Origin of the sequence: Allobosea sp. CS1GBMeth4, assembly GCF_900185715.1 — a bacterium.
GTDB lineage: Bacteria > Pseudomonadota > Alphaproteobacteria > Rhizobiales > Beijerinckiaceae > Allobosea.
On record NZ_FYAS01000019.1, the window covers coordinates 19,874 to 46,543 of the forward strand.

Here is a 26,670-nt window from a genome sequence, read left to right on the forward strand (position 1 = left end):
CTTCCCTTCTCCCCCTGCGGGAGAAGGCGGCCGCGCAGCCGCCGGATCAGGGGTCGCGCCGCCCTGCCCGTCATGCCCACCCTTGTGGCGAGCATCCACGTCTCGGACACCGCTCTCGGCCGACGAAGACGTGGATGGTCGGGACAAGCCCGACCATGACGATGAAAGGTCGCCGCTCATAGCCTGCCCCTCAGCCGGTAGCGCAGCACCTTCGGCATCACCATGGCGAGCATGACGAGCTTCATCGCGATCGAGAGCGAGCCGCGGCGGCGAATCTTCGAGGCTTCGATGGTCATTGTTCTTTGGTTTCTTTCAACACGTTGACGTCGTGGATGGTCGCGCCGTCGAGGTCGTTCCAGAGCGTGTCGCCGACCTCTTCCGGGTGATGAAGAATCTCGTCATTCCAAAAGCGGCGAATGCGAAAGCCTTGCGCCTTCAACCAGATATCCCGCCGCTCGCCATAACCGCTCTCGGCATGCTGGCCGCCATCGGCTTCCACGACCAATCGCTTCGCCGGACAGACGAAATCGACGATATAGGGCCCGATCTGGACCTGTCGCCGGAACTTGAAGTCGCTGAACCGGCGATCACGAAGCAAATGCCAGAGCTTGCGCTCAGCCTCGGTCGGCTCACGCCGCATGGCGCGGGCTCGCGATTTCAGAACCTCCCGACGCGTCGGCGCGGGCCCCCCTTCTCCCCCTGCGGGAGAAGGTGGCCGCGAAGCGGCCGGATGAGGGGTCGCGCTGGCGTTTCCAACTTGCGGCTCCAAAGGCGCAGGGCCGGCAGCGTCGCGCGACCCCTCACCCCGACCCTCTCCCGCACCGAAGTCGGCTGCAGCCGACTTCGGCAAGAGAAAGTGCCCATCTCCGGCAAGCCTGAGATGGGTGGGAGAGGGGGCTGCGTCGCGGTTCATCGCTTCACCTCCCAGGTGGTCATCGGCTCGCCGGTTGCCGGATCCTTGCCGTCCTTGAGCGCGATGCCCATGGCGGCGAGCTCGTCGCGGATGCGGTCGGATTCGGCGAAGTTCTTCGCGCGGCGGGCGGCGAGGCGGGCGGCGATGAGCGCTTCGACAAGCGCTGTGTCGACACCCGCTCCTGCGATCTTTGAGGCACGCCAAGAAGCAGGGCTATGCTGAAGCAAGCCGAGAATTCTAGCTGCAGCAACGACGGCCGAAGCGGAGGCCTGGTTACGTATATCCCACCCCAATGAGCCTCCCATTGTCATCGCCCCAGCCTGGCTGGAATTGAACAGCGGGTAGAGCTCGGAAACGGCGGCAACTGTATTTAGATCGTCGAACAGAGGCTCCACGACAGAGCTGATCGGTTCGACCTCTTCGTCAATCACAATTCCGTCTAGCCACTCGTACCACCGATCCAGCGTCTTCTCCGCCTCTTCCAGCGCCTTCACCGTCCAATCGATCGGCTGCCGATAATGCGTCTTGAGCATGGCGAGCCGCAGCACCTCGCCGGGCCATTTGCGCCCGCCGAAGGTGTCGGTCGCCAGCAGCTCGTTGATCGTCACGAAGTTGCCGAGGCTCTTCGACATCTTCTCGCCTTCGACCTGCAGGAAGCCGTTGTGCATCCAGTAGTTCGCCATGCGCGGCGCGCCTTCCGCCCCGCCGAAGGCGCAGCAGCTCTGGGCGAGTTCGTTCTCGTGATGCGGGAAAACGAGGTCGATGCCGCCGCCATGGATGTCGAAGACGTTGCGGGCCGGATCGTCGCAGGTGAGGCCGCCGCCGAAGGGCGTCAGCAGCTTCGCCATCGACATGGCCGAGCACTCGATGTGCCAGCCGGGACGCCCCGGTACGGTTATCCCCTCCGGCGCGCCGTCCGGCCAGCCCCAGCCCGGATCGACACCCGCGCGGCTCGGCTTCCACAGCACGAAATCCATCGGATCGCGCTTATAGGGCGCGACGTCGACGCGCGCGCCGGCGACCATCTCGTCGAGCGAGCGGCGGGCGAGCGAGCCGTATTTCGGCGCGTCCTTCAGGCCGGCGACGGCCGGCACATGGAAGAGCACATGCTCCTGCGCGACATAGGCGATGCCGCGGGCGATCAGGCGGCGGATGATCGCCTGCATCTCCGCGATATGGCCGGTGGCGCGCGGTTCCTCGTCCGGCGGCAGGCAGCCGAGCGCGGCGACGTCGGCATGGAACTGCGCCGTGGTCGTCTGCGTGACCTTCGCGATCGCCTCGTTCAGCGGCAGGTCGGGATAGTCACGCGCCGCCCGCGCGTTGATCTTGTCGTCGACGTCGGTGAGGTTGCGGGCATAGCGGACATGGTCGGCGCCGTAGAGGTGCCGCAGCAGCCGGTAGAGCACGTCGAAGACGATCACCGGCCGGGCATTGCCGATATGGGCGTAGTCGTAGACCGTCGGGCCGCAGACATACATGCGCACGTTCGAGGGATCGACGGGGGTGAAGACCTCCTTCGTCCGCGTCAGCGTGTTGTAGAGCCTCAAGGTCGGCGACATCGCAGCAGGTCCTGGCGAAAGGCGAAAACGGGCATCCTGGCCGCTGGCCGGGGCGCTGTCTGTCGGTTCGCTTTTGAGACGAGGACGTGAGCAGCCGGCCAGCGAAAGCTAGCGGCAAATAATGCAGATAATGGCGAGGGCTCGCGTCATCGTCCCCTGATGCGCCCGGGCTGCGCTTACGTCAAGTGGCAGCTTCGCAACGCCCGCGCCGCATCTGCCCGCCCTCCCGCGATTTCCGCTCTTTCCGCCGCAATGCCGCCACAAGCGGCGGACGGTCTGCGCGCAACCAACCTTGCCGTGGTTCACGCGGCCTTAACCATTTGGAACCAGTTTGTGATGTCGAAGGTTCAGGAACCGTCGAAACTCAGGGACAGTCTCATGCGCCGCGCCGTCGCTCTGGTCGGGCTCTTCGGAATCCTCGGCGCCGGCATGTCGCTCGCGCTGCTGCCGGCGACCGGCACCGTCGCCGCACCCAAGGCCGAGCGCACCTATCTGATCCCCGCCGGAGACGGCTACGGCGTCGCCGACTGCATCGCCAGCAAGTCGGAATGCGGCCAGATCGTCGCCGACGCCTGGTGCGAGGCCCAGGGCCATCGCGCCGCCACCGCCTATGGCGTCGCCGCCCGCGAGGACGTCACCGGCTCGACGCCGCGCCCGGCCGGCCTGGCGCAGGCCGAGCAGCCGCTGACGATCACCTGCGGCGGTTGAGGCCCGCGCTCACCTCACCCATTCCGAGCATTTCGCGACCTCGCCGGTCCCGCCCCAGGGCATGATCGGCACGCTGGACGTCGAATTCTGCGGCGAGCCCTCGATCAGCTTGTCGGTGTAGACCATGTAGATCAGCACGTTGCGCTTGGCGTCGCAGCCGCGGACGATCTGCATCTTCTTCCAGATCAGCGAGCGGCGCTCGCGGAAGACGACATCGCCCTGCGAGGCCTTCTCCTTGAAGCGGATCGGGCCGATCTGGCGGCAGGCGAGCGAGACGTCCGAGACCTCCTCGGCGACGCCGAACATGCCGGAGACGCCGCCCTTCTCGGGCAGGGTGTAATGGCAGGCGACGCCCTCGACGACCGGATCGTCGACGCCGTAGACGGCGAGCTTGTCGTCCGGGGTCAGCATCTTCCAGACCGTCGACTTCTTGAAGATCAGGTCCTCCTGCGCCGCTGCCGGCGCGGCGACGCCGGAGAGCGCGAGCAGCGCCGAGGCGGCGAGGAGGCAACGACGAAAGCTCATTCCAAATCTCCCCGGCATGTTCGGCAAAAGTGCTCCGACTTTTGCGACAGGCGCATGCCCAACCGCGTTATCCTGCGGAGCGGCCGGCAGGATATGGGATGGCGCGCCCGGCCGCACCAGTGCCGGGAGCCCTGAACCAGCGGACTGCGACACTCAGCCCGCGAGCGGCCTGAACGCCAGGTAATAGCCTGCGATCGCGCCGATGAAGCCGAGCCCGGAGAGGACCAGCTTCAGCCGGGCGAAGCCGCTGGCGAAGGCAACCGTGCCCTCGTCGAGGATCGGAAAGCGGTCGAGCAGGCGGGCGATGGCGAGGTTCTCGGCGACGTCGCAGAGCCCGCCGAAGAGCCAGCCGCCGCCGCACAGCGCCGCCACCCACCAGGGATAGCCGCGCATGGAGAGGCCGGCGACGATCAGGGCGCCGACGATGGCGTAGACCAGCGCGAAGGCGAGGTCGGCCGGCAGCAGCCGGTTGCGATAGATCGCCCGGCGCTCGGGGCCGTAGAGCGAGAACAGTTTCTCGACATCCTCCCTGGTGAAGCCGTTGAGATCGCTCTCCAACGCGCGGTCGACCTTGAGGCTGCGGGCCCAGAGCCAGGAGAGCAGCAGCGTCAGCACCACCAGCACCGGCCCCCAGAAGAAGAAGCCGAGCGGGATCAGGGTGGAATAAAAGGTCGGCAGTTCTTCCATCGGCGCAGGGGCTCCGGCTCGGGCGGGCTTACGGGGATTCGCCGTCTTTCCGGGGCTTCGCGTCAGCGAAGAGCCCGGAACCCAGAACCGATGCACCTCATCGAGACGGCGAGACGGCCCCATTGCCTCTCTGAACAAGGGCATCGGTTCTGGATTCCGGGCTCAGCCCTGCGGGCTGCCCCGGAAAGACGGCATTGTATCCGAGCCGAGCCTACCCCGCCTCGCGCGCCAGCGCCACGGCCTCGCGCAGGAGCGCCTCGTCGCCGATCTGGTTGGCGAGGATCAGGACGAGGCGGGCATTGAGCGCGGCGCTCTCGCGCTCGCCGAGATCGCGATGCGCCTGTGCCAGCAGGCGGAAGGCGGCATCGGGATCGGCGAAGCGCGATTCGCGCGCGAGCCGGCCGGCGGAGGCATCGGAGACCTCGGTGCTCATCCCCTGCCCTCCATCCGCTCGATCGCCGCCGCGACCGCGGCGCGCGTGGGTCTCCTGAACCGGGCGGCGACATGGCCGTCCGGCCGCAGCAGCACGGCCGCCCCGCCATCGAGGGCATAGCGCCGGCACAAGGTCGCGTCGCCCGGAGCCGGCTCGATCGCGAGGACGTGGTCGGGCGCAAACGAGAGCGCCCCTTCGCCGAGCAGGATCGCCCGCCCCTTCGCGAAGGCCTCGCTCAGCCAGGCGAACGCGCCGCCCTGCAGCGGCGCGTCGAGGAAAGGCGCGCCGGGCGCCAGCCCGCCCTCCGCGTCGTCGTCCTCCGTCGAGAGCGGCGAGCCGGCATAGGCCGAGGGCAGCGAAAGCCGGCCGGAGTTGACGAAGCGCTTGGCGAAGCCGGTCAGCGGCGCCAGCGACAGCGCCGCCTCGCGCAGCAGGCGCTCGCCGGGCGAGCGTGGCGCGATGAAGTCGGTCGCCCGCGTCGAGTTCAGGATGTTCTCGTCGGCGGCGGCGGTACGCTCGCGGTCATAGCTGCCGAGCAGGGAGACCGGGCTCCGGCCCTGCACGACCAAAGCCAGCTTCCAGCCGAGATTGTCGGCGTCCTGGATGCCGGAATTGGCGCCGCGCGCGCCGAAGGGCGAGACCTGATGGGCGGCATCGCCGGCGAAGATCACGCGGCCGTGCAGGAAACTGTCGAGCCTGCGGCACTGGAAGCGGTAGACCGAGACCCATTCCAGCGCGAAGTCGCCATGGCCGAGCATGCGCTCGATCCTGGGCCGCACGATCTCCGGCCGCTTCTCGTGATCGGGGTCGGCGTCGGGGCCGAGCTGCAGGTCGATGCGCCAGACATCGTCCGGCTGCCTGTGCAGCAGCGCCGACTGGCCGGAATGGAAGGGCGGATCGAACCAGAACCAGCGCTCGGTCGGGAACGGCGCGGTCATCTTCACGTCGGCGATGAGGAAACGGTCCTCGAAGGCTTCGCCGCGGAACTCCAGCCCGAGCAGATCGCGCGTCGGCGAACGCGCGCCGTCGCAGGCGATCAGCCAGTCGGTTTCGAGAGAATAGTCTCCATCCGGCGTGGCGATGGTCAGCGCCGCCCAGTCCTCGCGGACGTCGAGCCCGGCGAGGCGGTTGCTCCAGCGCAGATCGACCAGCGGCTCGGCCAGCACGGCGTCGACCAGCGCCGCCTCGACATGGAACTGCTGGAGGTTGATGAAGGCCGGCTGCTTGTGGCCGCCCTCGGGCAGGAGGTCGAACTCGTAGAGCTCGGCCTGCCCGCGAAAGACCCTGCCCTTGCGCCAGGTGACGCCCTTCCCGACCATCGCCTGCGCCAGACCGAGCCGGTCGAAGATCTCGAGCGTGCGCTTGGCGAAGCAGATGGCGCGCGAGCCCTCGCCGATCCGATCGGCATCGTCGATCAGCACGACCGGGATCTGCCGGCGCGCCAGATCGAGCGCCAGCGTCAGCCCGACGGGCCCCGCGCCGACGACGACCACCGGATGCCGGACAGGCGTCGACGCATCCTGATCCGGACTGCGGCGATAGGCGAACTGGCGGAAGGGCTGCATCAAGCCGACTCCTTGACCGGTACGCGATACGTATCATAGATTAAATAATGATCCTGAGCTTCGCCGACAGGGATACGGAGCGCTTGTTTCGCGGCGAAGCCTGCGCTGCCCGCTGGCGAGCGATCGAACGGATCGCACTGCGCAAGCTCGATATGCTCGACGGCGCCGTGACGATTGGCGATCTGCGCTCGCCGCCGGGAAACCGCCTGGAACCGCTCAAGGGCGATCGCAAGGGGCAATGGAGCATCCGGATCAACGACCAGTGGCGACTCTGCTTCCGTTGGGACGGCGACGGCCCGGCGGATGTCGAGATCGTCGACTACCATTGAGGAGAGATGGCGATGGCACGGATCAGAACCCATCCCGGCGAGGTCTTGCGCGAGGAATATCTCGAGCCACTCGGAGTGAGCGCCCGCGCGCTCGCCAAGGCGCTCGGCGTACCCGGCAATCGGATCAGCGACATCCTGCGCGAGCGCCGTGACGTCTCCGCCGACACGGCGATCCGGCTCGGCCGCTATTTCGACACCGATCCGCGCTTCTGGCTCAATCTCCAGGCCGCTCACGACCTGTCCAAAGCCGAAGCCGAGCAGGATTATTCCGCAATCCATCCCCGCGCCGCCTGATCGCCTTCAGCCCCTGAGCTCCGCCCACATCTGGCGGTCGCGCTCGTCGGTCCAGATGCGCGGATGGTCGAGGCCGCCGGCCTCGTCATAGGCGCGGGTGACGTTGAACGGCAGGCAGTGCTCGAAGATGACCCAATCGCCATAGGCGGGCTTCAGCGCCTCGTGCACGCGCTCGAAGGTCTCGCGCAGCGAGCGGCCGGCGGCGACATGGCCCTTCACCGCCTCGTAGAGGTCGGAAAGGAAGGCGCGCGTGCCCTTGATGCCGTCGGCGACCATGCCGCGATTGGTCAGCGCCGCGCCGCGGCCCGGCACCATGGCGGCCGGGGCGAAGGCGGCGAGCGCATCGAGCGTCGTCGGCCAGTCGGTGAAATGGGCGTCGCCGCAATAGGGGGTCGCGCCGTATTCGACGAGGTCGCCGGCAAAGATCACGTTGCTGTCGGGCATCCAGGCGACGATGTCGCCGGCGGTGTGGCCGCGGCCGAGCCTCATCAGCCTGACCTCGCGGCTGCCCAGCCAGATCGAGGCGTTGTGCGAGAAGGTCGTGCTCGGCCAGGTCAGGCCCGGGCGGATCGAGTCGGCGCCCTGGAAAAGCCGCGGGAAGCGGCCGATCTCGCTCGCCTTGTCCTCCTCGCCGCGCTCGACGATCATCGCGCGCGCCGCATCCGAGCAGACGATCTCGCGGGCGCCGTAGGCCGGCGCGCCGAGCACGCGCACGGCGTGATAATGCGAGAGCACGACATGGCTGACCGGCTTGTCGGTGACCTCGCGGATCTTGGCGATGACACGCTGCGCCATGGTCGGCGTCGCCTGCGCGTCGAAGACGAGCACGCTGTCGTCGCCGACGACGATGCCGCTATTGGGGTCGCCTTCGGCGGTGTAGGCGTAGACGCCCTTGCCGATCTCCTCGAAGGAGACGGTCTTCTCGCCGAGATCGGCGGTGGAGGCGAAAGCGGGGGAGGACATCGAACCACCTCGTAAGCTTGTCGATACTGGCGTCATGCTCGGGCTTGACCCGAACGTCTCAGGCCGCAAGGGGCGCTGGGAAGCGCCTCCTTGTCAGGAGATTCCCGGGTCTGCGCTTCGCTTCGCCCGAGAATGACGGCGCGGGCTACCCCGCATGCGGCAGGATCTCCTGCTCGATCGCGCCGAAGATCGAATGGCCGGCGGTGTCCTTCATCTCGATGCGGACGCTGTCGCCGAAGCGCAGGAAGGGCGTCTTGGGCGCACCGTGCCGGATGGTCTCGACCATGCGCTGCTCGGCGATGCAGGCATAGCCGAGCCCTCCCTCCACGACGGGCCTGCCCGGCCCGCCATCGGCGTCGCGGTTGGAGACGGTGCCGGAGCCGACGATGCTGCCGGCGACGAGCGGGCGGGTCCTGGCGGCATGGGCGATGAGCACCCCGAAATCGAACGTCATGTCGACGCCCGCCTCGGGCCTGCCGAAGGGCTTGCCGTTGACCTGGGCGAGCAGCGGCAAATGGAGCTTGCCGTCCTGCCAGGCAGCGCCGAGCTCGTCCGGCGTCACCGCCACCGGAGAGAAGGCGGAAGACGGCTTTGACTGAAGGAAACCAAAGCCTTTCGCCAATTCGTTCGGAATCAGATTCCGCAAGCTCACATCGTTGACGAGCATGACGAGGCGGATCAGCCCCCGCGCCGCCTCGGGCGTGACGCCCATCGGCACGTCGCCGGTGACGACCGCGATCTCGGCCTCGAGGTCGATGCCGTAATCCTCGCTCGCGAGCCTGACCGCCTCGCGCGGGCCGAGGAAGGAATCGGAGCCGCCCTGGTACATCAGCGGGTCGGTCCAGAAGCTTTCGGGCATCTGCGCGCCCCTCGCCTTCCTGACCAGCTCGACATGGTTCACATAGGCCGAGCCGTCGAGCCATTGATAGGCGCGCGGCAGGGGCGAGGCGCAGTCGTGCTCATGGAAGCGGAAGGACGGCACCGAGCCGTGCTCGAGGCTCTCGGCGAGGTCGGCGAGGCGCGGCGCGCAGCGGTTCCAGTCGTCGAGCGCGCCCTGCAGCGTCGCCACCACCGGGAAGGCGTCGGTGGCGCGGGTCAGGTCGCCGGAGACGACGACGAGGCGGCCATCCCGGCCGTGCATGAGGGATGCGAGTTTCATCTCTTTTCAATCCTCGCCGAACAGTGATGATGGCAGCAAACCGATCCTAGAGCGGGATACGCGGAAACGCGAACCGGCCTTTCGCATGAATCCCGCTCTAACCTGTTGGATTCGATCACGTTCTATGATCTTGGATCGGCCTGATCCGGAAATCGTCGTGATCCAGGGAGGAAAGTCCATGCAACGCCGTACGTTTCTGAAGACGGGCGCGCTCGCCGCGGCCGCCGCGCCGATCGCGATGCCGGCGATCGCGCAGTCGATGCCGGAGGTGAAGTGGCGCCTGACCTCGAGCTTTCCCAAGCAGCTCGACACGATCTACGGCACCGCCCAGCAATTCGCGAAGCTGATGGCCGAGGCCACCGACGGCAAGTTCCAGATCCAGACCTTCTCGGCCGGCGAGATCGTGCCCGGCCTGCAGGCGCTCGACGCGGTCACCTCCGGCACGGTCGAATGCGCGCATACGCCGACCTATTTCTACATCGGCAAGGAGCCGGCGCTCGGGCTCGGCACCGGCATCCCCTTCGGCCTCAACGCGCGCCAGCAGCACAGCTGGTGGTTCTTCGGCGGCGGCGAGGAGATCGTCAACGGGGCGCTCGCCAAGTTCAACGCCTACTCGATCCCCTGCGGCAATTCCGGCTGCCAGATGGGCGGCTTCTTCCGCAAGGAGCTGACCTCGCTCGACGACCTCAAGGGCCTGAAGTTCCGCATCGGCGGCATGGGCGGGGCGGTGCTGGCCAAGCTCGGCGTGGTGCCGACGCAGATCGCCGGCGGCGACGTCTACCCGGCGCTGGAGCGCGGCACGATCGACGCGGCCGAGTTCGTCGGCCCCTATGACGACGAGAAGCTCGGCTTCGTGAAGGTCGCCAAATACTACTACTATCCGGGCTGGTGGGAGGGCGGCGCGATGCTGCACCTCGTCATCAACCAGGAGCAGTGGGAGAAGCTGCCCAAGCACTACCAGGCGATCGTCCGCAATGCCTGCGAGGCGGCGAACAACTGGATGCTCGCCAAATACGACGCGGTGAATCCCGGCGGCCTGCGCCGGCTGATCGCCCAGGGCGCGCAGCTGAAGGCCTTCCCGCAGCCGATCATGGAAGCCTCGCTCAAGGCGGCCGAGGAGTACTACGCCGAGACCTCGGCCAAGAGCGAAGCCTTCAAGAAGGGCTACGAGTCGATGGTCGCCTTCCGCGGCGAGAACCTGCTCTGGTGGCAGGTGGCCGAACTCTCCTACGACGCCTTCATGAACCGGCTGCGCAGCCGCTGAGTCGTTACGCTCCTGCACACCGTCATGCTCGCCCTTGTGGCGAGCATCCACGTCTTGACCAGCGCATTGCACCGAGGAAGACGTGGATGGTCGGGACAAGCCCGACCATGACGGAAAAGATGTGGCCAAGAACTTCGGGCTCTTCGCTGCGCGAGGCCCCGGAATGACCGCAGTGCTCACCATGCCTCGCGCTTGCTCGGGTCGAAGCGCTTCTTCAGCCCGCTCCAGCACTCGCTGTAGTTCTCCTGCAGCTCGGGCAGGCCGGCGGCATAGCCGGTCACCCGCTGCGGGAATCTGGTCTCGAACATGAACGCCATGGTGCCGGTGAGCTTGACCGGCTTCAGCTCGACGGTGCTGGCATGCTCGAAGGCCTGGGTGTCGGGCCCGTGCGGCAGCATCATGTTGTGCAGGCTGAAGCCGCCGGGCGTGAAGCCCTCCGGCTTGGCGTCGTAGACGCCGTAGATCAGCCCCATGAACTCCGACATGATGTTGCGATGGTACCAGGGCGGCCGGAAGGTATTCTCCGCCACCATCCAGCGCTCGGGGAAGATGACGAAGTCGATATTGGCGGTGCCGGGCGTCTCGGAGGGCGCCGTCAGCACGGTGAAGATCGACGGGTCGGGATGGTCGAAGGAGATCGCGCCGACCGGCGAATAGTGCCGCAGATCGTATTTGTAGGGCGCGTAGTTGCCGTGCCAGGCGACGACGTCGAGCGGCGACTGGCCGAGTTCGGTCGAGAACAGCTCGCCGCCCCATTTGGCGTAGAGGGTCGAGGGCTCCTCGATATCCTCATAGGCCGCGACCGGGGTGAGGAAGTCTCTGGGATTGGCGAGGCAGTTGGCGCCGATCGGCCCGCGATCGGGCAGCGTGAACGAGCCGCCATAATTCTCGCAGACATAGGCGCGCGCCGGCCCGCCCATCAGTTCGACGCGGAAGACGACGCCGCGCGGGATGATGCAGATCTCGCCCGGCTCGATCTCGATGATGCCGAATTCGGTGAAGAAGCGCAGGTTTCCCTCCTGCGCGACGACGAGATACTCGCCGTCGGCGTTGAAGACGTATTCGCGCTCCATCGACGCCGTGACGAGGAGCATGTGCGCCGCCATGCCCGCCTGGGTATCGGCATCGCCGGCGGTGGTCAGGGTGCGCAGGCCGGTGAGGAAGGTGAGCTTCGCCTGCGGCAGTGGGATCGGGCTCCAGCGCAACGGTCCGAGCGCAGGCGGCGTCTCGTCGCGGCAGGGCGCGGTGCGGATCAGCCCCTTGTCGACCGGCTTCCAGCGCCCGCCATGCTTGACGCTGGGGCGGATGCGGTAGAGCCAGGAGCGCTCGTTGGAGGAGCGCGGCGCCGTGAAGGGCGAGCCGGAAAGCTGCTCGGCATAGAGCCCATAGGCCGCCTTCTGCGGCGAGTTGCGGCCGACCGGCAGCGCGCCCGGCAGGCTCTCGGTCTCGAAGGAATTCCCGAAGCCGGACATGTAGCGGCGTCCGCCCCGGACCTGCTCGCCGAAGCTCGACTGAACCGTGGTCTGCACGTTCATGGCTGGGCCTCCTCCTGTCTCGCCGCTTTGACAGGCGCTGCCGTTGCGCAATGATCGCGGGCGCGGCCTTCAGCGGCTCGTGTCCCGCCCTGGTTAGTTACATGTGCAACTAATGTCAACGAAGCAAAAGCCCGCCGACCGCGCCCTGCATCTCGAGCAGTTCCTGCCCTACCGCCTCAACGTCGTCGGCTTCTTCGCCAGCCGGGCGCTCGGGCGCGTCTACGGCACGCGCTTCGGCATCGGTATCCCGGAATGGCGGGTGATCGCGCAGCTCGGCGAGTTCGGGCAGCTGACCTCGCGCGACATCGGCGAGCTCTCCCAGATGCACAAGACCAAGGTCTCGCGCGCCGTGACGGAGCTCGACAAGCGCGGGCTGGTGACGCGCAGCGAGAACCGGGCCGACCGGCGCGAGGCCTTCGTCGCGCTGACGCCGGCCGGCCAGCGCATCTACGCCCAGATCGTGCCGCTCGCACTCGCCTTCGAGGAGCGCTGGGTCGAGGGCATCGCGGCGGAGGAGTTGCGCACCTTCGAGCGCGTGCTCGCCGTGCTGACCGAGCGCGGGCGCCACCTCGCGGGCGCCTATCACGCCGAGGAAGCGTGATCCCGCGAGCGCCCGTCATTTGCCGTCATCGGCGCGATATGCGAAGCGCTGACTGACGAAAAGCGGGCGCCGAATCGGCGGTTCCGGGCCGGTGTCCGGGCGCCTCCTTAGTTCCGTCGCGTTTCTAGCATGTGCTTCGCCGGTGCCGACCACCGGCGTCGGCGCAGGACGAGCCACAGGGATTCCACGCTGCCTTCGATGATTTTCGCCTCGCTCCGACGCGCGCTCGCCCCGGCGCTGGCCTTCGCCGCGCTTGCGAGCGCGGCCGTGGCGCAGTCGCCGGCCTGCGACAATTGGCGCGCCGAGCTCGCCGGGCTGCAGGGCCAGCGCGGCGGCGATGCCCGCGCCGCCCAGGCGGCGCAGCGGGTCGCCGGCCAGCTGGCGCAGCTCTCCAGCCAGTACCGCGCTTTGGGCTGCGACCGCGGCGGCTTCCTGTTCTTCGGCGAGCAGCCGCCGCCGCAATGCGGCGGCATCCGGGCTCAGCTCGGGGCGCTGCAATCGCAATACGCACAGCTCCAGCAGCAGGCGCAGGGCGGCGGCATCGAGCGCCGCCGGGCCCAGCTCGCCGCGCTGATCGACAATAATTGCCGGGCGCAGCCGCGCGGCTTCTTCGAGACGATCTTCGGGCTCGAGCCGCGGCGCGGCGAGATCGATTCGACCTTGCCCGAGCTCGACCCCGACGAGCCGCGTGACCCCGCCGAGGGTGGCGGACGCCAGGGCGGGCCCTACACCGTCTGCGTGCGCAGCTGCGACGGCTACTTCTTCCCGCTCGCCAACAGCCCCGGCGGGCGCGAGGGCCAGGACGAGATGTGCCAGTCGCTCTGCCCCGGCACCGAGACGCTGGCCTATGGCATGAGCAGCGGCGGCGACATCCAGAACGCGGTGGCGCGCACCAGCGGGCAGCCCTATTCCGCCCTGCCCAACGCGCTGAAATACACCCGCAGCTTCGACGCCGCCTGCACCTGCCGGGCGCCGGGGCAGAGCTGGGCCCAGGCGCTGGCGAACGCCGAGCAGATGCTCGACCAGCGCAAGGGCGACATCATCGTCACCGAGCAGCGCTCGCAGGAACTGTCGCGGCCGAAGCCCGAGCAGCCGCAGCGCGGCAAGAAGGGCGCGGCCAATGCGCCCGAGGCCAAGCCGGCCGCGCCGACCGGCCCGGCGCCGACCATGCTCCAGGCCGCTCCCGGCGACGAGCCGACGCCGGCGGCGAACGTGCCGACCGCCAGCACCGAATCCGCCGGCGTCGGCCCGCAGCAGATCGACGGGGAGAAGACGCTGCAGCAGGGCGACGGGCTGAAGCGCGAGAGCAAGAGCGTCACCGGCGAGCGGCGCACCGTGCGCATCGTCGCGCCGAACCTCGCGCCCAATCTCGGCGTCGGGGCGACGGCGCGGCCCTGAGGCCGCGGCAGGCTGGAGGCCCGCGAGCCCCGTCCCGGGGAGGAGGCGACGCCCGCGTCTCGAAGGATGAGGGCCGGCCCCTGTTCGGAGGAGGCGGCGCCGCCATGCGCCGGAAGCAGTCCAGGCCAAATCTCGCGCGGCTGACCAGCCCGGAACGCAGGGCTTAGATCGGCGTTCACCTGCCGGCGCCGCGACTGCTCGCGCCGCCACCCGATCCGGAGCGAGCCATGTCCGACCCAGCCATCACCACGCCGGCCCCTCGCGGCCTCGATGTCGCCGACACCGCGCGACGGCTCAAGGCGATCTTCATCGGCTCGGTCGGCAATCTGGTCGAATGGTACGATTTCTACGCCTATACCGCCTTCGCGCTCTATTTCGCGCCGAAGTTCTTTCCCTCGCACGATCCGGTGGTGCAGCAGCTCAACGCCGCGACCCTGTTCGCCGCCGGCTTCATCGTGCGCCCGATCGGCGGCTGGCTGTTCGGCCATCTCGCCGACCGCTACGGGCGCCGGCTGTCGCTGACCGTCTCCGTGCTGATGATGTGCTTCGGCTCGCTGATCATCGCGGCGACGCCGACTTACGAGACCATCGGCTTCGCCGCGCCGGTGCTGCTGGCGCTGGCGCGGATCATCGAGGGGCTGAGCCTCGGCGGCGAATACGGCGCGAGCGCGACCTATCTCAGCGAGATCGCCGATCCCGAGCATCGCGGCTTCTATTCGAGCTTCCAGTACGTGACGCTGATCGGCGGGCAGCTCACCGCGATCCTGGTGCTGCTCCTGCTGCAGAACGTCTTCCTGACCCATGAGCAGCTCGTCGACTGGGGCTGGCGCATCCCGTTCGTCATCGGCGCGCTGCTGGCGATCACCGCCATGTTCATGCGCCGGCACATGCACGAGACCGAGGCCTTCACCGCGGCGAACGCGGTCAAGAAGCGGGAGAGCTCGCTGCGCGGCCTGCTGAAATACCCGCGCGAGGTCGCGATCGTGGTCGGGCTGACGGCGGGCGGCACCGCCGCCTTCTACACCTTCACCACCTATATGCAGACCTTCGTGAAGCAGACGGTCGGCCTCTCCGACATCGTCACCACCTATGTGATCGCCGGCTCGCTGATCTTCGCCTCGCTGCTGCAGCCGCTCTACGGCGCGCTCTCCGACCGGATCGGCCGCAAGCCGCTGCTGATCTTCTTCGGCGTCGCGGGGACGCTGCTGACCGTGCCGATCCTGACGACGCTGGCGCAGACGAAATCGCCCTTCGTCGCCTTCCTGCTGATCTCCGGCGCCTGGCTCTTCGTCGCCGGCTACACCTCGATCAACGCCGTGGTGAAGGCCGAGCTGTTCCCGACATCGATCCGTGCCACCGGCGTCGCCGTGCCCTATGCGCTGACCATCTCGATCTTCGGCGGCACCGCGCCGGCGATCGCGCTGTTCTTCAAGCAGCAGGGCCACGAGCAGTGGTTCTACTACTATCTCTCGGGCGTGATCTTCGTCTCGCTGCTGGTCTATGCGACGATGCGCGACACCAAGCACGCCTCGGCGATGCACCGGCACGAGTGAGGGCCGGGACCGTCATTGCGAGCGAAGCGAAGCACCCCCCGGCAGAAAACCAAACCCTGTCCGGATTGCTTCGTCGCTTCGCTCCTCGCAATGACGGGGCGGCTTACGCCCTCTCCCCCTTCAGCCGCTTCAGCGCCTTCTCACGCCCGATCAGGGGCAGCAGCGCCGCCAGTTCCGGGCCATGGTCGCGGCCGGTCAGGGCCTGGCGCAGCGGCATGAACAGCGCCTTGCCCTTGGCACCGGTCGCGGCGGCGACGGCCTGCGTCCAGCTCTTCCACGTCGTCTGATCGAAGGGCTCCGCCGGCAGGAGGGAGGCTGCCGTGGCCGCGAAGGCCGCGTCGGCGACGAGCGTCTCGACCGGCCCCTCGACCACCTGCCACCACTCCCGGGCCTCGGCCAGCCGCGCGAGATTGCCGCGCACGGCGAGCCAGAACGGCTCGCTCGCGGGAATGCCGAGCTGCCTCAGCCTGTCCTCGACCGCGGCGAAATCGAGCTGGTGCAGGGTGCGGGCCGAGAGCGTCTCGAGCTCGTGCTCATCGAACCTGGCCGGGGCGCGCGAGACATGGGCGAGATCGACCAGCCCGGCGAGCTCGTCGAGGCTGGAGACCGGCCGCACCGCGTCGGAGGAGCCGGTCAGCACCGCCAGCGCCGCCACGGCGAGCGACTCGATGCCGGCCTCACGCAGGCCCCTGAGCGAGAGATGGCCGAGGCGCTTCGACAGCCCCTCGCCGCTCGCCGTGGTCAGGAGGTTGTGATGGCCGAAGGCCGGCAGCGCGCCGCCGAGCGCCTGCATGATCTGGATCTGCACGGCGGTGTTGGTGACGTGGTCCTCGCCGCGGATGACATGGGTGATGCCGATGTCGAGATCGTCGACGACCGAGGGCAGCGTGTAGGGATAGGTGCCGTCCTCGCGCACCAGCACCGGATCGGAGAGCGAGGCGCAGTCGACATGGGACGGGCCGCGCACCAGATCGTTCCAGCCGATCTCCTCCCAGTCGAGCAGGAAGCGCCAATGGGCCTTGCGGCCCTCCGCCTCGAGCCGGGCGCGGTCCTCGGCGGTCAGCTTCAGCGCGGCGCGGTCATAGACCGGCGGCAGGCCGCGGGCGAGCTGGCGCTTGCGCTTGCGGTCGAGCTCGTCGGCGCTCTCATAGCAGGGGTAGAGCCGCCCCGCGGCGCGCAGCTTGCCCGCCGCAACGTCGTAGAGCGCGATCCGCTCCGACTGCCTGATGCTGGCATCGGGAACGACGCCGAGCCAGGCGAGGTCCTCGGCGATCGCTTCGGCGAATTCCGGCTTCGAGCGCGCCAGGTCGGTGTCGTCATAGCGGAGCAGGAAGCGCCCGCCATGACGCCTGGCGAAGAGCCAGTTGAACATCAGCGAGCGGGCGTTGCCGATATGCAGATAGCCGGTCGGCGACGGGGCGGTGCGGACGAAGGGAGCGCTCATGGCGGCTGCTTGTCGCGCGGGAACGGCGCGAGGGCAAGGGCACGGCATGGCCCCCGGAGAAGGAGATCGACAACCGCCCAGATTGACGCAAGGGTGGGCGGCAACGGCGATGCCGATATCTGCGCGGGAGGCGAGGATGAGCATCACGGCTTCGGTCGGGTTCGGCGGCAAGAACACGGTTCCCGACACCCGCCTGGTCCAGGCGATGATCAACCCGCATGCGGCGACGCTCGGCATCGACCAGCTCGAGGTCGACGGCGATTGCGGGCCGCTGACCAGAGGCGGGATCAAGCGCTACCAGCAGGTCTTCCTCAAGATGGCGCACCCGGATTCGCGGGTCGATCCGGGCGGCCAGACCTTCCTGCACATGGCCAACAACCCGGCTCCGGCCGGCGTCGTGGTCAGCGCCTCGCGCCTGCCGGTCAAGCTCAAGGCCGGCGACTTCCTGCAATTGCCGGTGGTGATGGATCCGGCCGACGGGACGGTGCAGGACGCCTACACCGCCTTCGAATACGAGATCTTCGACAAGGGCGCCCGCATGGTCGGGAACGACTACGCCTTCGGCGTTCCCAACGAGATCGAGGTCTGGCCGAACGCGCAGGTCAGGATCGGCGTGACGCTGACACCCGCCCTGCTGGCGCATGAGCAGTTCCACTACGATGTCGGCTTCGTCGTCTGCCGGGCGCTGGCGCACCAGCTCACCATCGCCCGCGCTCCGACGATCGCCGGGCTGGTCAGCCAGCTCAACAGCCTCGTCGAGCTGCACATCAACAAGCGCGTCAAGCTGATCCAGCGCCGCTACGACATCGACACCCAGCACGGGCTCAACGCCAAGTACCAGCGCATCTGGCTCGACCGGATGACCGCCTGCCTCGCCAATCCGGCGGCGAACCAGATCGGCGGCTTCTGGCTGTAGGGCGCCGTCATCTTTCCGGGGCAGGCCGTCAGGCCTGAGCCCGGTACCCATGAACACGGCGCCGCTCCAGCCGTCATGCTCGCCCTTGTGGCGAGCACCCACGTCTTGAACACCGCACGCGATCAGTGAAGCGAAGACGTGGATGGTCGGGACAAGCCCGACCATGACGGGAAGGGCCAGATTGTGACGGAAAAGTCGGTGTTCATGGTTTTCCGGGCTCGCCGCTATGCGGCGCCCCGGAATGACGGCGCGTTCCTCGGACTAAAAATCGAAGCTCTCGCTTCCCGCCTTGCCGACGCCCTTGACCAGCGACTGATCCGGCTCGTGCGCCGGCTCGCCGGGGTCGCGGAAGCGGTTGACGATCGGATAGCGCCGGTCGCGGCCGAAATTCTTGCGGGTGACCTTGACGCCCGGCGCCGCCTGCCGGCGCTTGTACTCGGCGAGATAGAGCAGGCGCTCGACCTTCTGCACCGTCTCGAGATCGTGGCCGCGGGCGACGATGTCGGAAAGGCGCATCTCGTGCTCGATCAGGCAGGCGAGGATATCGTCGAGCACCTCATAGGGCGGCAGCGAATCCTGGTCCTTCTGGTTCTCGCGCAGTTCGGCCGAGGGCGGCTTGACGATGATGTTCTGCGGGATCACCTCGCCATCCGGCCCGAGCGCGCCCGCCGGCTTCCAGCGGTTGCGCAGGGCCGAGAGCCGGAAGACCTCGGTCTTGTAGAGATCCTTGATCGGGTTGAAGCCGCCGTTCATGTCGCCATAGAGCGTGGCGTAGCCGGCCGACATCTCCGACTTGTTGCCGGTCGTCACCACCATCGGCCCGAACTTGTTCGAGATCGACATCAGCAGCGTGCCGCGCACGCGGCTCTGCAGGTTCTCCTCGGTGATGCCGCGGTTGGTTCCGGCGAAGAGATCGGCCAGCGCCCGCTCGAAGCCCTCGACCGGCTCGGCGATCGGGACGACCTCGTAGGCGACGCCGAGCGCGTCGGCGCAGGCCCTGGCGTCGACGAGGCTCTCCTGCGAGGTGAAGCGATAGGGCATCATCACGCAGCGCACGCGCTCCGCCCCGAGAGCATCGACCGCCATGGCGGCGCAGATGGCGGAATCGATGCCGCCGGAAAGGCCGAGCACCACGCCGGGGAAGCGGTTCTTCTCGACATAGTCGCGCAGGCCGAGCACGCAGGCCGAATAATCGGCCTCGTCGCCGCTCTCGAGCGCCGCGACCTCGCCCGGCAGGCAGCGCCAGCCCTCGGGCCCGCGCTGCCATTGCGTGATCGTCACCGCCTCGCGGAAGGCCGGCAGCTGGTGGGCGAAGCTGCGGTCGGCATTGAGGACGAAGGAGGCGCCCTCGAAGACGAGCTCGTCCTGGCCGCCGAGCTGGTTGAGATAGACCAGCGGCAGGCCGCTCTCGACGACGCGCGCGACGGCGACGTTGAGCCGCTCCTCGACCACGCCGCGGCGGAAGGGCGAGCCGTTCGGGACGAGCAGGATCTCGCCGCCGGTCTCGGCGATGCACTCGACCACCTCCTCGCCCCAGATGTCCTCGCAGATCGGGATGCCCAGGCGGACATGGTCGCGGAAGACGATCGGCCCCGGCAGCGGGCCGGGCTCGAACACCCGCTTCTCGTCGAAGACGCCGTAATTCGGCAGGTCGACCTTGAAGCGCACCGACTGGATCTGGCCGGCATCGAGCAGGGCATAGGCGTTGTAGAGCTTGCCGTCCTCGCGCCAGGGCAGGCCGACGAGCACGGCCGGGCCGCCATCGGCGGTCTCGCGGGCGAGTTCCTCGCAGGCCTTGCGGCAGGCGTCCTGGAAAGCCGGCTTCAGCACCAGGTCCTCGGGCGGATAGGCCGCGAGGAAGAGCTCCGGGAACATCACGAGATCGGCGCCGCCGGCGGCCGCCTCGCGGCGGGCGGCGCGCACCTTCGCGGCATTGCCGGCGACGTCGCCGACGATCGGATTGAGCTGGGCGAGCGCCAGGCGGAAGGAAGTCGCGGTCATGAATTGGATTTAGCCTGCCTGCCCCTGCCCCAGCAACGGCCCGATGTCGCAGACGGCCCTGCCGCGAGGACATCGTTCAAATTTTTAACCCGACGTTAGGGTTAACCGCGCATGAATCGTCTCCGAGCCGGTGCATCCCCCGCCGCCGGCCGCGTTCGGAGAGACAGCGATGCGTGCTGCATCAATCGCCGCCCTCGCCCCCGTCCTGATGATGGCCTGCGCGCTGCCGCAGGCAGCCCGGGCGGCGGATTATCTCAGGGGTTCGCAGATCGAGCAGCCGGTCGAGCCGCCGCCGCTGTTCGGCGGCGGGCGCTTCGACTGGTCCGGCTTCTATGTCGGCGGCGGCGCCGGCGTGAGCGAGACCAAGTTCAAGCCGGGCGAAGGGTTGCGCGCATTGGCCAACTCCGCCTTCCGCAACACCGACCTCGTCGCCGAACGCGACATGGGCTCGTTCATCAACGACCTGCCCGACAAGCGCGACAGCGGATCCCAGTTCTTCGGGATCGTCGGCTACAACTATCTGTTCGACGATGTCGTGCTCGGTCTCGAAGCCGACTATACCCGCTCCGGCCACAATTACCGCGTCACCGATTTCATCTCGCGGCGCAGCGCCCTGTCGACCGGCAACGTCTACGACTGGTCGATGACGACCAACCAGGCGGCCAAGCTCGACGACTATGCGACGCTGCGCCTGCGCATGGGCTGGGCCTATGGCAGGATCATGCCCTTCGCCACCATCGGCGGCGCGCTCGGACGCTTCAACACGGCTTCGACGATCGACGCCGACATTGCGATCGTCAGCAATGCCGGCCAGGCCAATGAATCCAGCGTGCGGGCTGTGGGCTACCCGCTCCGCGTCGGCTCGGTGAAGAAGAACACCTACGCCTTCGGCCTCTCGGCCGGCGCCGGCGTCGACTGGGCCCTGACCGACAATCTGTTCCTGCGCGCCGAGTACCAGATCATCCGCTTCGCCGAGATCGAAGGCACTACGACCACGGTCAATACCGGCCGCGTCGCCGCCGCGCTGAAGTTCTGACGACCCCATAATCCCCGAAACGAGAAGGGCCGCAGCGCTGCTGCGGCCCTGTTTCGTCGGCGGGAGCGCCGCGGCTCACTCGGCCGCTTCGACCTCCGGCCGGGTCCGGCCGGCGCGCTCGCGCTTGAGCAGGTCGGCGACGAGGAAGGCGAGCTCCAGCGCCTGCTCGGCGTTGAGGCGCGGATCGCAGACCGTGTGGTAGCGGTCGTTGAGATCGGCATCGGTCATGCCGCGGGCGCCGCCGGTGCATTCGGTGACGTTCTTGCCGGTCATCTCGAGATGCAGGCCGCCGGCATGCGTCCCTTCCGCCTGGTGGACGGCGAAGAAGTTCTTCACCTCGCTCAGGATCAGGTCGAAGGGCCGGGTCTTGTAGCCGCTCGCCGCCTTGACCGTGTTGCCGTGCATCGGATCGCACGACCACACGACGTTGCGCCCTTCCCGCTTGGTGGCGCGCACCAGCGCCGGCAGATGGTCGAAGACCTTGTCGGCGCCGAAGCGGCCGATCAGGGTCAGGCGGCCGGGCTGGTTCTGCGGATCGAGCACCTCGATCAGCTTCAGGAGCTCGTCCGGCTTCAGCGACGGGCCGCATTTCAGGCCGATCGGATTGCGGATGCCGCGGAAATACTCGACATGGGCATGGTCGAGCTGGCGCGTGCGGTCGCCGATCCAGACCATGTGGCCGGAGGTGGCGTACCAGTCGCCGGTGGTCGAGTCGACGCGGGTCAGCGCCTGCTCGTAGCCGAGCAGCAGGGCCTCGTGGCTGGTGTAGAACTCGGTGGTGCGCGTCTCCGGATGCGCTTCCGGGTCGATGCCGATGGCGCGCATGAAGTCGAGCGACTCGGTGATCCGGTCGCCGAGCTCCTGATAGCGGTGCGACTGCGGGCTGTCCTTGACGAAGCCGAGCATCCAGCGATGCGCGTTGTCGAGATTGGCGTAGCCGCCGGTCGCGAAGGCGCGCAGCAGGTTGAGCGTCGCGGCCGACTGCCGGTAAGCCTCGAGCTGGCGGCGCGGATCGGGGATGCGCGCCTCGCCGGTGAAGGCGATGTCGTTGATGATGTCGCCCTTGTAGCTCGGCAGCTCGACCTCGCCGATCGTCTCGTTCGGGGCCGAACGCGGCTTGGCGAACTGGCCGGCGATGCGGCCGACCTTCACCACCGGCGAACCGCCGGCGAAGGTCAGGACCACCGCCATCTGCAGGAACAGCCGGAAGAAGTCGCGGATATTGTCGGCGGAATGCTCGGCGAAGCTCTCCGCGCAGTCGCCGCCCTGAAGCAGGAAGGCCTCGCCGGCCGCGACCTTGCCCAACGCCCGTTTGAGCTTGCGCGCCTCGCCTGCAAAAACCAGCGGCGGAAAGCCGGCGAGCTGCTGCTCCACCGCCTTCAAGGCTGCCTGATCCGGATAATCCGGCATCTGCTGGACGGGCTTTGCCCTCCAGCTGTCGGGCGTCCACCGCTCGGACATGGGTATTGCTCCTGATTTCACGCGCCGCGCCAGCCTTGACCTCGTTCGGGCGCGACGGCCGGCCTATACACCCGCGGGCGGCCGCTGACCACCATCGTGGCGCGGAGCGTGCCCGCCGCCATGCCGCAGCCCGAAAGAGCGAGTCCCGCCAGGGAGATGGCGCGGCCGGCTGTCAAACCGATTCCGGGCTTTGCCATGCCGGTTCAAGGCGCTTCGAACCTGATTCAACCGGGCCCGGAGCCCGATCAGCGATCGGCGGTCGGGTGAGCGCGCGACGGTGCCCGTTGATGCGAAAGGCGGATCAATCGTCCCGGCATTTGCATTTCACAGGCGCTTCCAGAGGCCGTTGTCTCGGCCGGGCGGTGCGAGCGAAACTGCCCGCGACCAACAACGCCGATCACGGCGACGGGAGGGATCATGAGACGTCACGTTCTGGCGGCCGCTTTCGGCCTGGCCTGCGGCCTCGGGGCGGCGCAGGCGCAGGAGCCGATCAGCCTGCGGGCGATGGGCTCCTTCCATGTCGGCGGCAAGCTGGTCGAGATCTCCGGCCGACAGGTGAAGGATGTCGTGTTCACGCCGGGGGGCACGCCCGCCCGCGTCGACCCGAACGGCACCTACCAGACAGGGCAGATGTATGTTCAGTACTTCCTGCCGCAGAACGAGCGCGGCAGCGTCCCGCTGCTGCTCTGGCATGGCGGCGGCATGACCGGGGTCAACTATGAGACGACGCCCGACGGGCGCCAGGGCTGGCTCGAATTCTTCCTGCGCAAGGGCTGGGCGGTCTACAATTCCGACGCCGTCGAGCGCGGCCGCTCCGGCTGGGCGATGTATCCCGACGTGATCCCCGGCGAGCCGCTGTTCCTGACCACGGCGAACCCGTTCGAGCGCTTCCGCATCGGCGCGGCCGGCGGCTACGACGCCGACGCGGGCAAGCGCAGATACCTGCCCGGCAGCCAGTTCCCGGCCGAGGGCTACGACAACTTCGTCAAGCAGATCGTGCCGCGCTGGACCTCGACCGATCAGATGATCATCGATGCCTATATCGCCGAGGTCGACAGGGTCTGCCCCTGCGTGATCTCGTTCCACAGCCAGTCCGGACAGTTCGGCTTCAAGGTGGCACAGGCGCGGCCGGACAAGGTCAAGGCGCTGATCGCGGTCGAGCCGGCCGGCATCGGCGATCCGGCCAAGGCCGCGGCGCTGAAGGACATCCCGGTGCTGATGGTGTTCGGCGACTATATCGAGCAGGATTCGCGCTGGCCGGCGATCCGCAGGACCGCGACCGATTTCGGCGACAAGATCACGGCGGCGGGCGGCTCGGTCGAGGTCGTCAACCTGCCCGCCGTCGGCATCAAGGGCAACTCGCACATGCTGATGATGGACAAGAACAACCTCGCCGTAGCGCAGCTGATCCAGGACTGGCTGGCGAAGAAGGGGCTCTACAGATAGCGCGCCCGCGCGTCTGCGCGCCGTCCCCCGCTCGCGCTCGCGGCGCTCGCGTCAGAGCACGCTCTTGCGCGGCGTGCGCATGGTGACGAGCTCTTCCGCGGCGCTCGGATGCAGGGCGATGGTGCGGTCGAAATCGGCCTTGGTCGCGCCCATGGTGACGGCGATGGCGACCGACTGGGCGATCTCGCCGGCATCGTGGCCGAGCATGTGGACGCCGATCACCCGATCGGTCTGCGCATCGACGACGAGCTTCATGTAGATGCGCTCGTCGCGGCCCGAGATCGTCGCCTTCATCGGGCGGAATCCGGTCTCGAAGATGCGCAGCTCGCGGCCGGCGGCGAGCGCCTGCTGCTCGGTGAGGCCGACCGTGCCGAGCTCGGGCGTGGTGAAGACGGCCGAGGCGACGAGCGTATGGTCGACCGTCCACGGCTTGCCGCCGAAGGTCGAGTCGGCGAAGGCGTGGCCCTCGCGGATCGCGACCGGAGTCAGGTTGACCCGGTCGGTGACGTCGCCGACCGCGGCGATCGACGGGACGCTGGACAGCGAGGCGGCATCGACCAGGACCTGCCCGGTCGGGCCGAGCTTGACGCCGGCGGCCTCGAGGCCGAGCCCGGCCGTGTTCGGGCGGCGGCCGGTGGCGACGAGGACGACGTCGGCATCGATCGGCGCGCCATGGGCGCAATGGGCCCGGCGCGTGCCGTTAGGCAGCAACTCGATGCGATCGACCGTGCAGCCGAGGCGCAGGGCGATGCCGGCATGGCCGAGCGCATCGCGCAGACGGGTGCGCAGGTCCTCGTCGAAGCCGCGCAGGACGTTATCGCCACGGTGCAGCAGGGTGACGGCGACGCCCAGGCGGGCGAAGACGCTGGCGAATTCGAGCGCGATATAGCCGCCGCCGACCACCAGCATGCGCCGCGGCAGGCTGGGAAGATGGAAGATCTCGTTGGAGGAGATGCCGAGCTCGCCGCCGGGGATCGGCGGCTCGAAGGCGGGACGCCCGCCTGTGGCGACGAGGATGTGGCGGGCGCGGATCGTCTGCCCGCTCTGCTGGAGCCTGACCTCGTGCGGCCCGGCGACGACGGCGCGTTCCTCCCTGATCGCGACGCCGGCGCCGTCGAGGCCCTTGCGGTAGAGGCCGGAGAGCCGCGTCACCTCGCGGGCGACGGCGTCGCGCAGCGTCGGCCAGTCAAAGACCGGCCTGGCGAGCTTCCAGCCGAAGCCGGCGGCATCCTCGAACTCGTCGGCGAAGCGGCTGGCATAGACGAAGAGCTTCTTGGGCACGCAGCCGCGGACGACGCAGGTGCCGCCGATACGGTCCTCTTCCGCGATCATGACCCGGGCGCCGTGGCCGGCGGCGATGCGCGCGGCGCGCGTGCCGCCCGATCCCGCGCCGATGACGAAGAGGTCGACGTCGAACTCAGCCATGATGGTCTCCCTGCCGCGGCGCGGCGTCGATCGTGGCATCGCTGCCGAACCAGAGAATGGCGGCTCCGAGCGCGGCGATCCACCAGCCCTGCCAGGCGCCGTGCCCGACGGCGGCGATCGCGAACGCCGCGGCGAACAAGGCGAGCCGCGGCGCCAGCTCCGGCGCCGGCCGGCGGCGCAGGCCGGCGAGCAGCAGAAGACCCGCGAGCGTCAGCAGCCCGGCGCCGATCGCGCCGGTCTCCGCCCAGGCCTGCAGCGGCATATCGTGCGGATGCCCCACCCCCAGCAGCGTCCTGTGCGCCGCGGAGACCTCGGCCGCGACCTCGTGCTCGTGCATGGTCGCGGAGGTGCCGAAGCCGGCGCCGGCGATCGGCCGCGCCCGCGCCACCTCGCCGAAGCTGTCCCAGATGTCGATCCGGGCCCGGGCGCTCATCACGTCGAGACGATCGAGCACGAAGGACGGCACGAGCCGCTCGGCCATCGGACCGAGCACCGGAGCGAGCGCCATGGTCAGGACGAAGGCGAGCGCGGTCGCCGCGAGAGCGAGGCGCGGCGCCAGGGCGGCGAGGGTCCAGCACAGCATCAGCACCAGCGCGCCGAGCTTGGCGGCCTCGCTCTCGGAGCGGAAGACGAAAACGAGGACGACGGCCGCCAGCAGCGCCGCGAGGGCTCGATCCGGCCAGCCGGCCGGCCGCGACCAGAGGCCATGGACGGTCGGAACCGCGAGCAGCAGCAGGACGATGGCCGGACGATTGAAGACGAAGGCCATCATCTTGCCGGTGCCCAGCGCCGCGCGCTGCGACAGCCCCGAAGCGAGCTCGACCATCACCAGCGCCGCCGCGACGATGATCGCCAGAGCGAGCGCGCGCAGCAGGCGCGGCGCCGGCCGCCACTGGCCGGATACGGCGATCGCCAGAGCGAGGACCACCGGCAAGACGAGCTCGCCCCAGGCCTGCAGCGACGACGGCGGCCGATGGCTCCAGCCGATCGAGACCAGGGCCCAGGCGAGGAAGGCGGCGACGATGGGCGCCGGCATGGCGGCGAGCAGGCGGCGCAGGCGGGCGGCGATCGCGGCGGCGGGCCCGGTCAGCAGGGCCGCACCGAGGAAGGCGGCGGCGGCGAGGCCGAGCATCAGCGGGGCGGAGCGGTTCGCCAGCCACATGGCGAGCGGCATCAGAACGAGGCAGGCCTCGCCGACCGCGCGAAGGGCCCGGCTCGCCCCTCGCTCGCCCGCGCCGGGCAGCAGATCGGGATGGGCTGACGGTGGGATCGGACTCATGGGCGCCGGCTTACGCGATGGCGGATGGGCCGCCTAGAGGTTTGCGCCGATGGCGGCCATTCGTCGAATGTCATGCGCCCGCGAGGCGTCAAAGCGAAACATCTTGACTTGTGATTATGCAATCGGGCGCAATTGATCCGCGGTCCGATGCAGTGCCACAGGCGAGCGTCAACAAT

The 26,670-nt window shown here is 68.6% G+C and carries 24 protein-coding genes; 10 read left to right on the forward strand and 14 right to left on the reverse strand.

All coding sequences use genetic code 11. The features are described 5' to 3' along the window. Window positions 1-292: 292 nt before the first annotated feature. A complete protein-coding gene (locus CS1GBM4_RS24830) occupies window positions 293-913 on the reverse strand; it encodes an endonuclease domain-containing protein (RefSeq protein WP_186418832.1) in 621 nt (206 codons plus the stop codon). Beyond that, window positions 910-2,472: a cysteine--tRNA ligase gene (gene cysS, locus CS1GBM4_RS11355; RefSeq protein ID WP_186418833.1), complete on the reverse strand. Its 1,563-nt coding sequence runs from the start codon at window positions 2,470-2,472 to the stop codon at window positions 910-912. Before cysS ends, CS1GBM4_RS24830 begins: the two co-directional genes overlap by 4 nt. A gap of 378 nt (window positions 2,473-2,850) precedes the next feature. On the opposite strand from cysS, the gene CS1GBM4_RS11360 reads away from it, so the two are divergent. Continuing rightward, window positions 2,851-3,180, forward strand: coding sequence for a hypothetical protein (locus CS1GBM4_RS11360; protein ID WP_186418834.1), 330 nt, complete (start codon window positions 2,851-2,853; stop codon window positions 3,178-3,180). 9 nt (window positions 3,181-3,189) lie between these two features. Here CS1GBM4_RS11360 and CS1GBM4_RS11365 read toward each other — a convergent pair whose 3' ends face one another. From CS1GBM4_RS11365 to CS1GBM4_RS11380, 4 genes are all read right to left on the reverse strand, one after another. Further along, window positions 3,190-3,705 carry a CreA family protein gene (locus CS1GBM4_RS11365; RefSeq protein WP_186418835.1) on the reverse strand — a complete coding sequence of 172 codons (516 nt, stop codon included), beginning with the start codon at window positions 3,703-3,705 and terminating at the stop codon, window positions 3,190-3,192. Between the two features lie 153 nt (window positions 3,706-3,858). Further along, window positions 3,859-4,392: a hypothetical protein gene (locus CS1GBM4_RS11370; RefSeq protein WP_186418836.1), complete on the reverse strand. Its 534-nt coding sequence runs from the start codon at window positions 4,390-4,392 to the stop codon at window positions 3,859-3,861. 211 nt (window positions 4,393-4,603) lie between these two features. Beyond that, window positions 4,604-4,825 (reverse strand): DUF2783 domain-containing protein, encoded by a 222-nt coding sequence (locus CS1GBM4_RS11375; RefSeq protein WP_186418837.1) that lies wholly within the window; start codon window positions 4,823-4,825, stop codon window positions 4,604-4,606. Further along, the gene (locus CS1GBM4_RS11380) at window positions 4,822-6,390 is read right to left on the reverse strand and encodes an FAD-dependent oxidoreductase (RefSeq protein ID WP_186418838.1); all 1,569 of its coding nucleotides are present in this window, start codon (window positions 6,388-6,390) and stop codon (window positions 4,822-4,824) included. The genes CS1GBM4_RS11375 and CS1GBM4_RS11380 overlap by 4 nt, the downstream gene beginning before the upstream one ends. Window positions 6,391-6,437: 47 nt before the next feature. On the opposite strand from CS1GBM4_RS11380, the gene CS1GBM4_RS11385 reads away from it, so the two are divergent. Both CS1GBM4_RS11385 and CS1GBM4_RS11390 read left to right on the forward strand, forming a co-directional pair. Beyond that, window positions 6,438-6,719 carry a type II toxin-antitoxin system RelE/ParE family toxin gene (locus CS1GBM4_RS11385; RefSeq protein WP_186418839.1) on the forward strand — a complete coding sequence of 94 codons (282 nt, stop codon included), beginning with the start codon at window positions 6,438-6,440 and terminating at the stop codon, window positions 6,717-6,719. Between the two features lie 12 nt (window positions 6,720-6,731). Continuing rightward, entirely contained in the window at window positions 6,732-7,013 is a 282-nt protein-coding gene (locus tag CS1GBM4_RS11390) for a HigA family addiction module antitoxin (protein WP_186418840.1), read from the forward strand. Between the two features lie 6 nt (window positions 7,014-7,019). On the opposite strand, the gene CS1GBM4_RS11395 is transcribed toward CS1GBM4_RS11390, so the two are convergent. Both CS1GBM4_RS11395 and CS1GBM4_RS11400 read right to left on the reverse strand, forming a co-directional pair. Next, the gene (locus CS1GBM4_RS11395) at window positions 7,020-7,976 is read right to left on the reverse strand and encodes an MBL fold metallo-hydrolase (RefSeq protein WP_186418841.1); all 957 of its coding nucleotides are present in this window, start codon (window positions 7,974-7,976) and stop codon (window positions 7,020-7,022) included. 145 nt (window positions 7,977-8,121) lie between these two features. Continuing rightward, on the reverse strand, window positions 8,122-9,135 hold the full coding sequence (locus tag CS1GBM4_RS11400; protein ID WP_186418842.1) for a fumarylacetoacetate hydrolase family protein: 1,014 nt from the start codon (window positions 9,133-9,135) through the stop codon (window positions 8,122-8,124). Between the two features lie 178 nt (window positions 9,136-9,313). Between CS1GBM4_RS11400 and dctP the strand changes: the two genes are divergently transcribed. Next, the gene (gene dctP / locus CS1GBM4_RS11405) at window positions 9,314-10,399 is read left to right on the forward strand and encodes a TRAP transporter substrate-binding protein DctP (protein WP_186418843.1); all 1,086 of its coding nucleotides are present in this window, start codon (window positions 9,314-9,316) and stop codon (window positions 10,397-10,399) included. Between the two features lie 176 nt (window positions 10,400-10,575). Here the strand turns inward: dctP and hmgA are convergent, their stop codons facing one another. Further along, window positions 10,576-11,934, reverse strand: a complete 1,359-nt coding sequence (gene hmgA, locus CS1GBM4_RS11410; RefSeq protein WP_186418844.1) for a homogentisate 1,2-dioxygenase — start codon at window positions 11,932-11,934, stop codon at window positions 10,576-10,578. A gap of 112 nt (window positions 11,935-12,046) precedes the next feature. Here hmgA and CS1GBM4_RS11415 point away from each other — a divergent pair, with 112 nt between their 5' ends. The 3 genes from CS1GBM4_RS11415 to CS1GBM4_RS11425 all read left to right on the forward strand — a co-directional run bounded on the left by CS1GBM4_RS11415 (window position 12,047) and on the right by CS1GBM4_RS11425 (window position 15,486). Continuing rightward, window positions 12,047-12,535, forward strand: a complete 489-nt coding sequence (locus tag CS1GBM4_RS11415) for a MarR family transcriptional regulator (protein WP_186418845.1) — start codon at window positions 12,047-12,049, stop codon at window positions 12,533-12,535. Window positions 12,536-12,733: 198 nt separating this feature from the next. After that, the gene (locus CS1GBM4_RS11420) at window positions 12,734-13,933 is read left to right on the forward strand and encodes a DUF2865 domain-containing protein (RefSeq protein WP_186418846.1); all 1,200 of its coding nucleotides are present in this window, start codon (window positions 12,734-12,736) and stop codon (window positions 13,931-13,933) included. Between the two features lie 227 nt (window positions 13,934-14,160). Continuing rightward, entirely contained in the window at window positions 14,161-15,486 is a 1,326-nt protein-coding gene (locus CS1GBM4_RS11425; RefSeq protein ID WP_186418847.1) for an MFS transporter, read from the forward strand. Between the two features lie 103 nt (window positions 15,487-15,589). On the opposite strand, the gene gltX is transcribed toward CS1GBM4_RS11425, so the two are convergent. Beyond that, complete coding sequence (gltX, locus tag CS1GBM4_RS11430) at window positions 15,590-16,930, reverse strand: glutamate--tRNA ligase (protein ID WP_186418848.1); 1,341 nt, start codon at window positions 16,928-16,930, stop codon at window positions 15,590-15,592. Window positions 16,931-17,066: 136 nt separating this feature from the next. Between gltX and CS1GBM4_RS11435 the strand changes: the two genes are divergently transcribed. After that, a complete protein-coding gene (locus tag CS1GBM4_RS11435) occupies window positions 17,067-17,846 on the forward strand; it encodes a hypothetical protein (protein WP_186418849.1) in 780 nt (259 codons plus the stop codon). Window positions 17,847-18,107: 261 nt separating this feature from the next. Here the strand turns inward: CS1GBM4_RS11435 and CS1GBM4_RS11440 are convergent, their stop codons facing one another. Beyond that, the gene (locus CS1GBM4_RS11440; RefSeq protein ID WP_186418850.1) at window positions 18,108-19,847 is read right to left on the reverse strand and encodes an NAD+ synthase; all 1,740 of its coding nucleotides are present in this window, start codon (window positions 19,845-19,847) and stop codon (window positions 18,108-18,110) included. Window positions 19,848-20,016: 169 nt separating this feature from the next. On the opposite strand from CS1GBM4_RS11440, the gene CS1GBM4_RS11445 reads away from it, so the two are divergent. Further along, on the forward strand, window positions 20,017-20,883 hold the full coding sequence (locus tag CS1GBM4_RS11445) for an outer membrane beta-barrel protein (RefSeq protein ID WP_186418851.1): 867 nt from the start codon (window positions 20,017-20,019) through the stop codon (window positions 20,881-20,883). 75 nt (window positions 20,884-20,958) lie between these two features. Here CS1GBM4_RS11445 and CS1GBM4_RS11450 read toward each other — a convergent pair whose 3' ends face one another. Next, window positions 20,959-22,344 carry a 3-deoxy-7-phosphoheptulonate synthase class II gene (locus tag CS1GBM4_RS11450; RefSeq protein ID WP_186418852.1) on the reverse strand — a complete coding sequence of 462 codons (1,386 nt, stop codon included), beginning with the start codon at window positions 22,342-22,344 and terminating at the stop codon, window positions 20,959-20,961. Window positions 22,345-22,761: 417 nt separating this feature from the next. Here CS1GBM4_RS11450 and CS1GBM4_RS11455 point away from each other — a divergent pair, with 417 nt between their 5' ends. Continuing rightward, window positions 22,762-23,790 carry an esterase gene (locus tag CS1GBM4_RS11455; protein ID WP_186418853.1) on the forward strand — a complete coding sequence of 343 codons (1,029 nt, stop codon included), beginning with the start codon at window positions 22,762-22,764 and terminating at the stop codon, window positions 23,788-23,790. 51 nt (window positions 23,791-23,841) lie between these two features. Here CS1GBM4_RS11455 and gor read toward each other — a convergent pair whose 3' ends face one another. Both gor and CS1GBM4_RS11465 read right to left on the reverse strand, forming a co-directional pair. Further along, the gene (gene gor / locus CS1GBM4_RS11460; RefSeq protein ID WP_186418854.1) at window positions 23,842-25,215 is read right to left on the reverse strand and encodes a glutathione-disulfide reductase; all 1,374 of its coding nucleotides are present in this window, start codon (window positions 25,213-25,215) and stop codon (window positions 23,842-23,844) included. Further along, window positions 25,208-26,494: an O-antigen ligase family protein gene (locus tag CS1GBM4_RS11465; RefSeq protein WP_186418855.1), complete on the reverse strand. Its 1,287-nt coding sequence runs from the start codon at window positions 26,492-26,494 to the stop codon at window positions 25,208-25,210. The genes gor and CS1GBM4_RS11465 overlap by 8 nt, the downstream gene beginning before the upstream one ends. Window positions 26,495-26,670 lie beyond the last annotated feature (176 nt).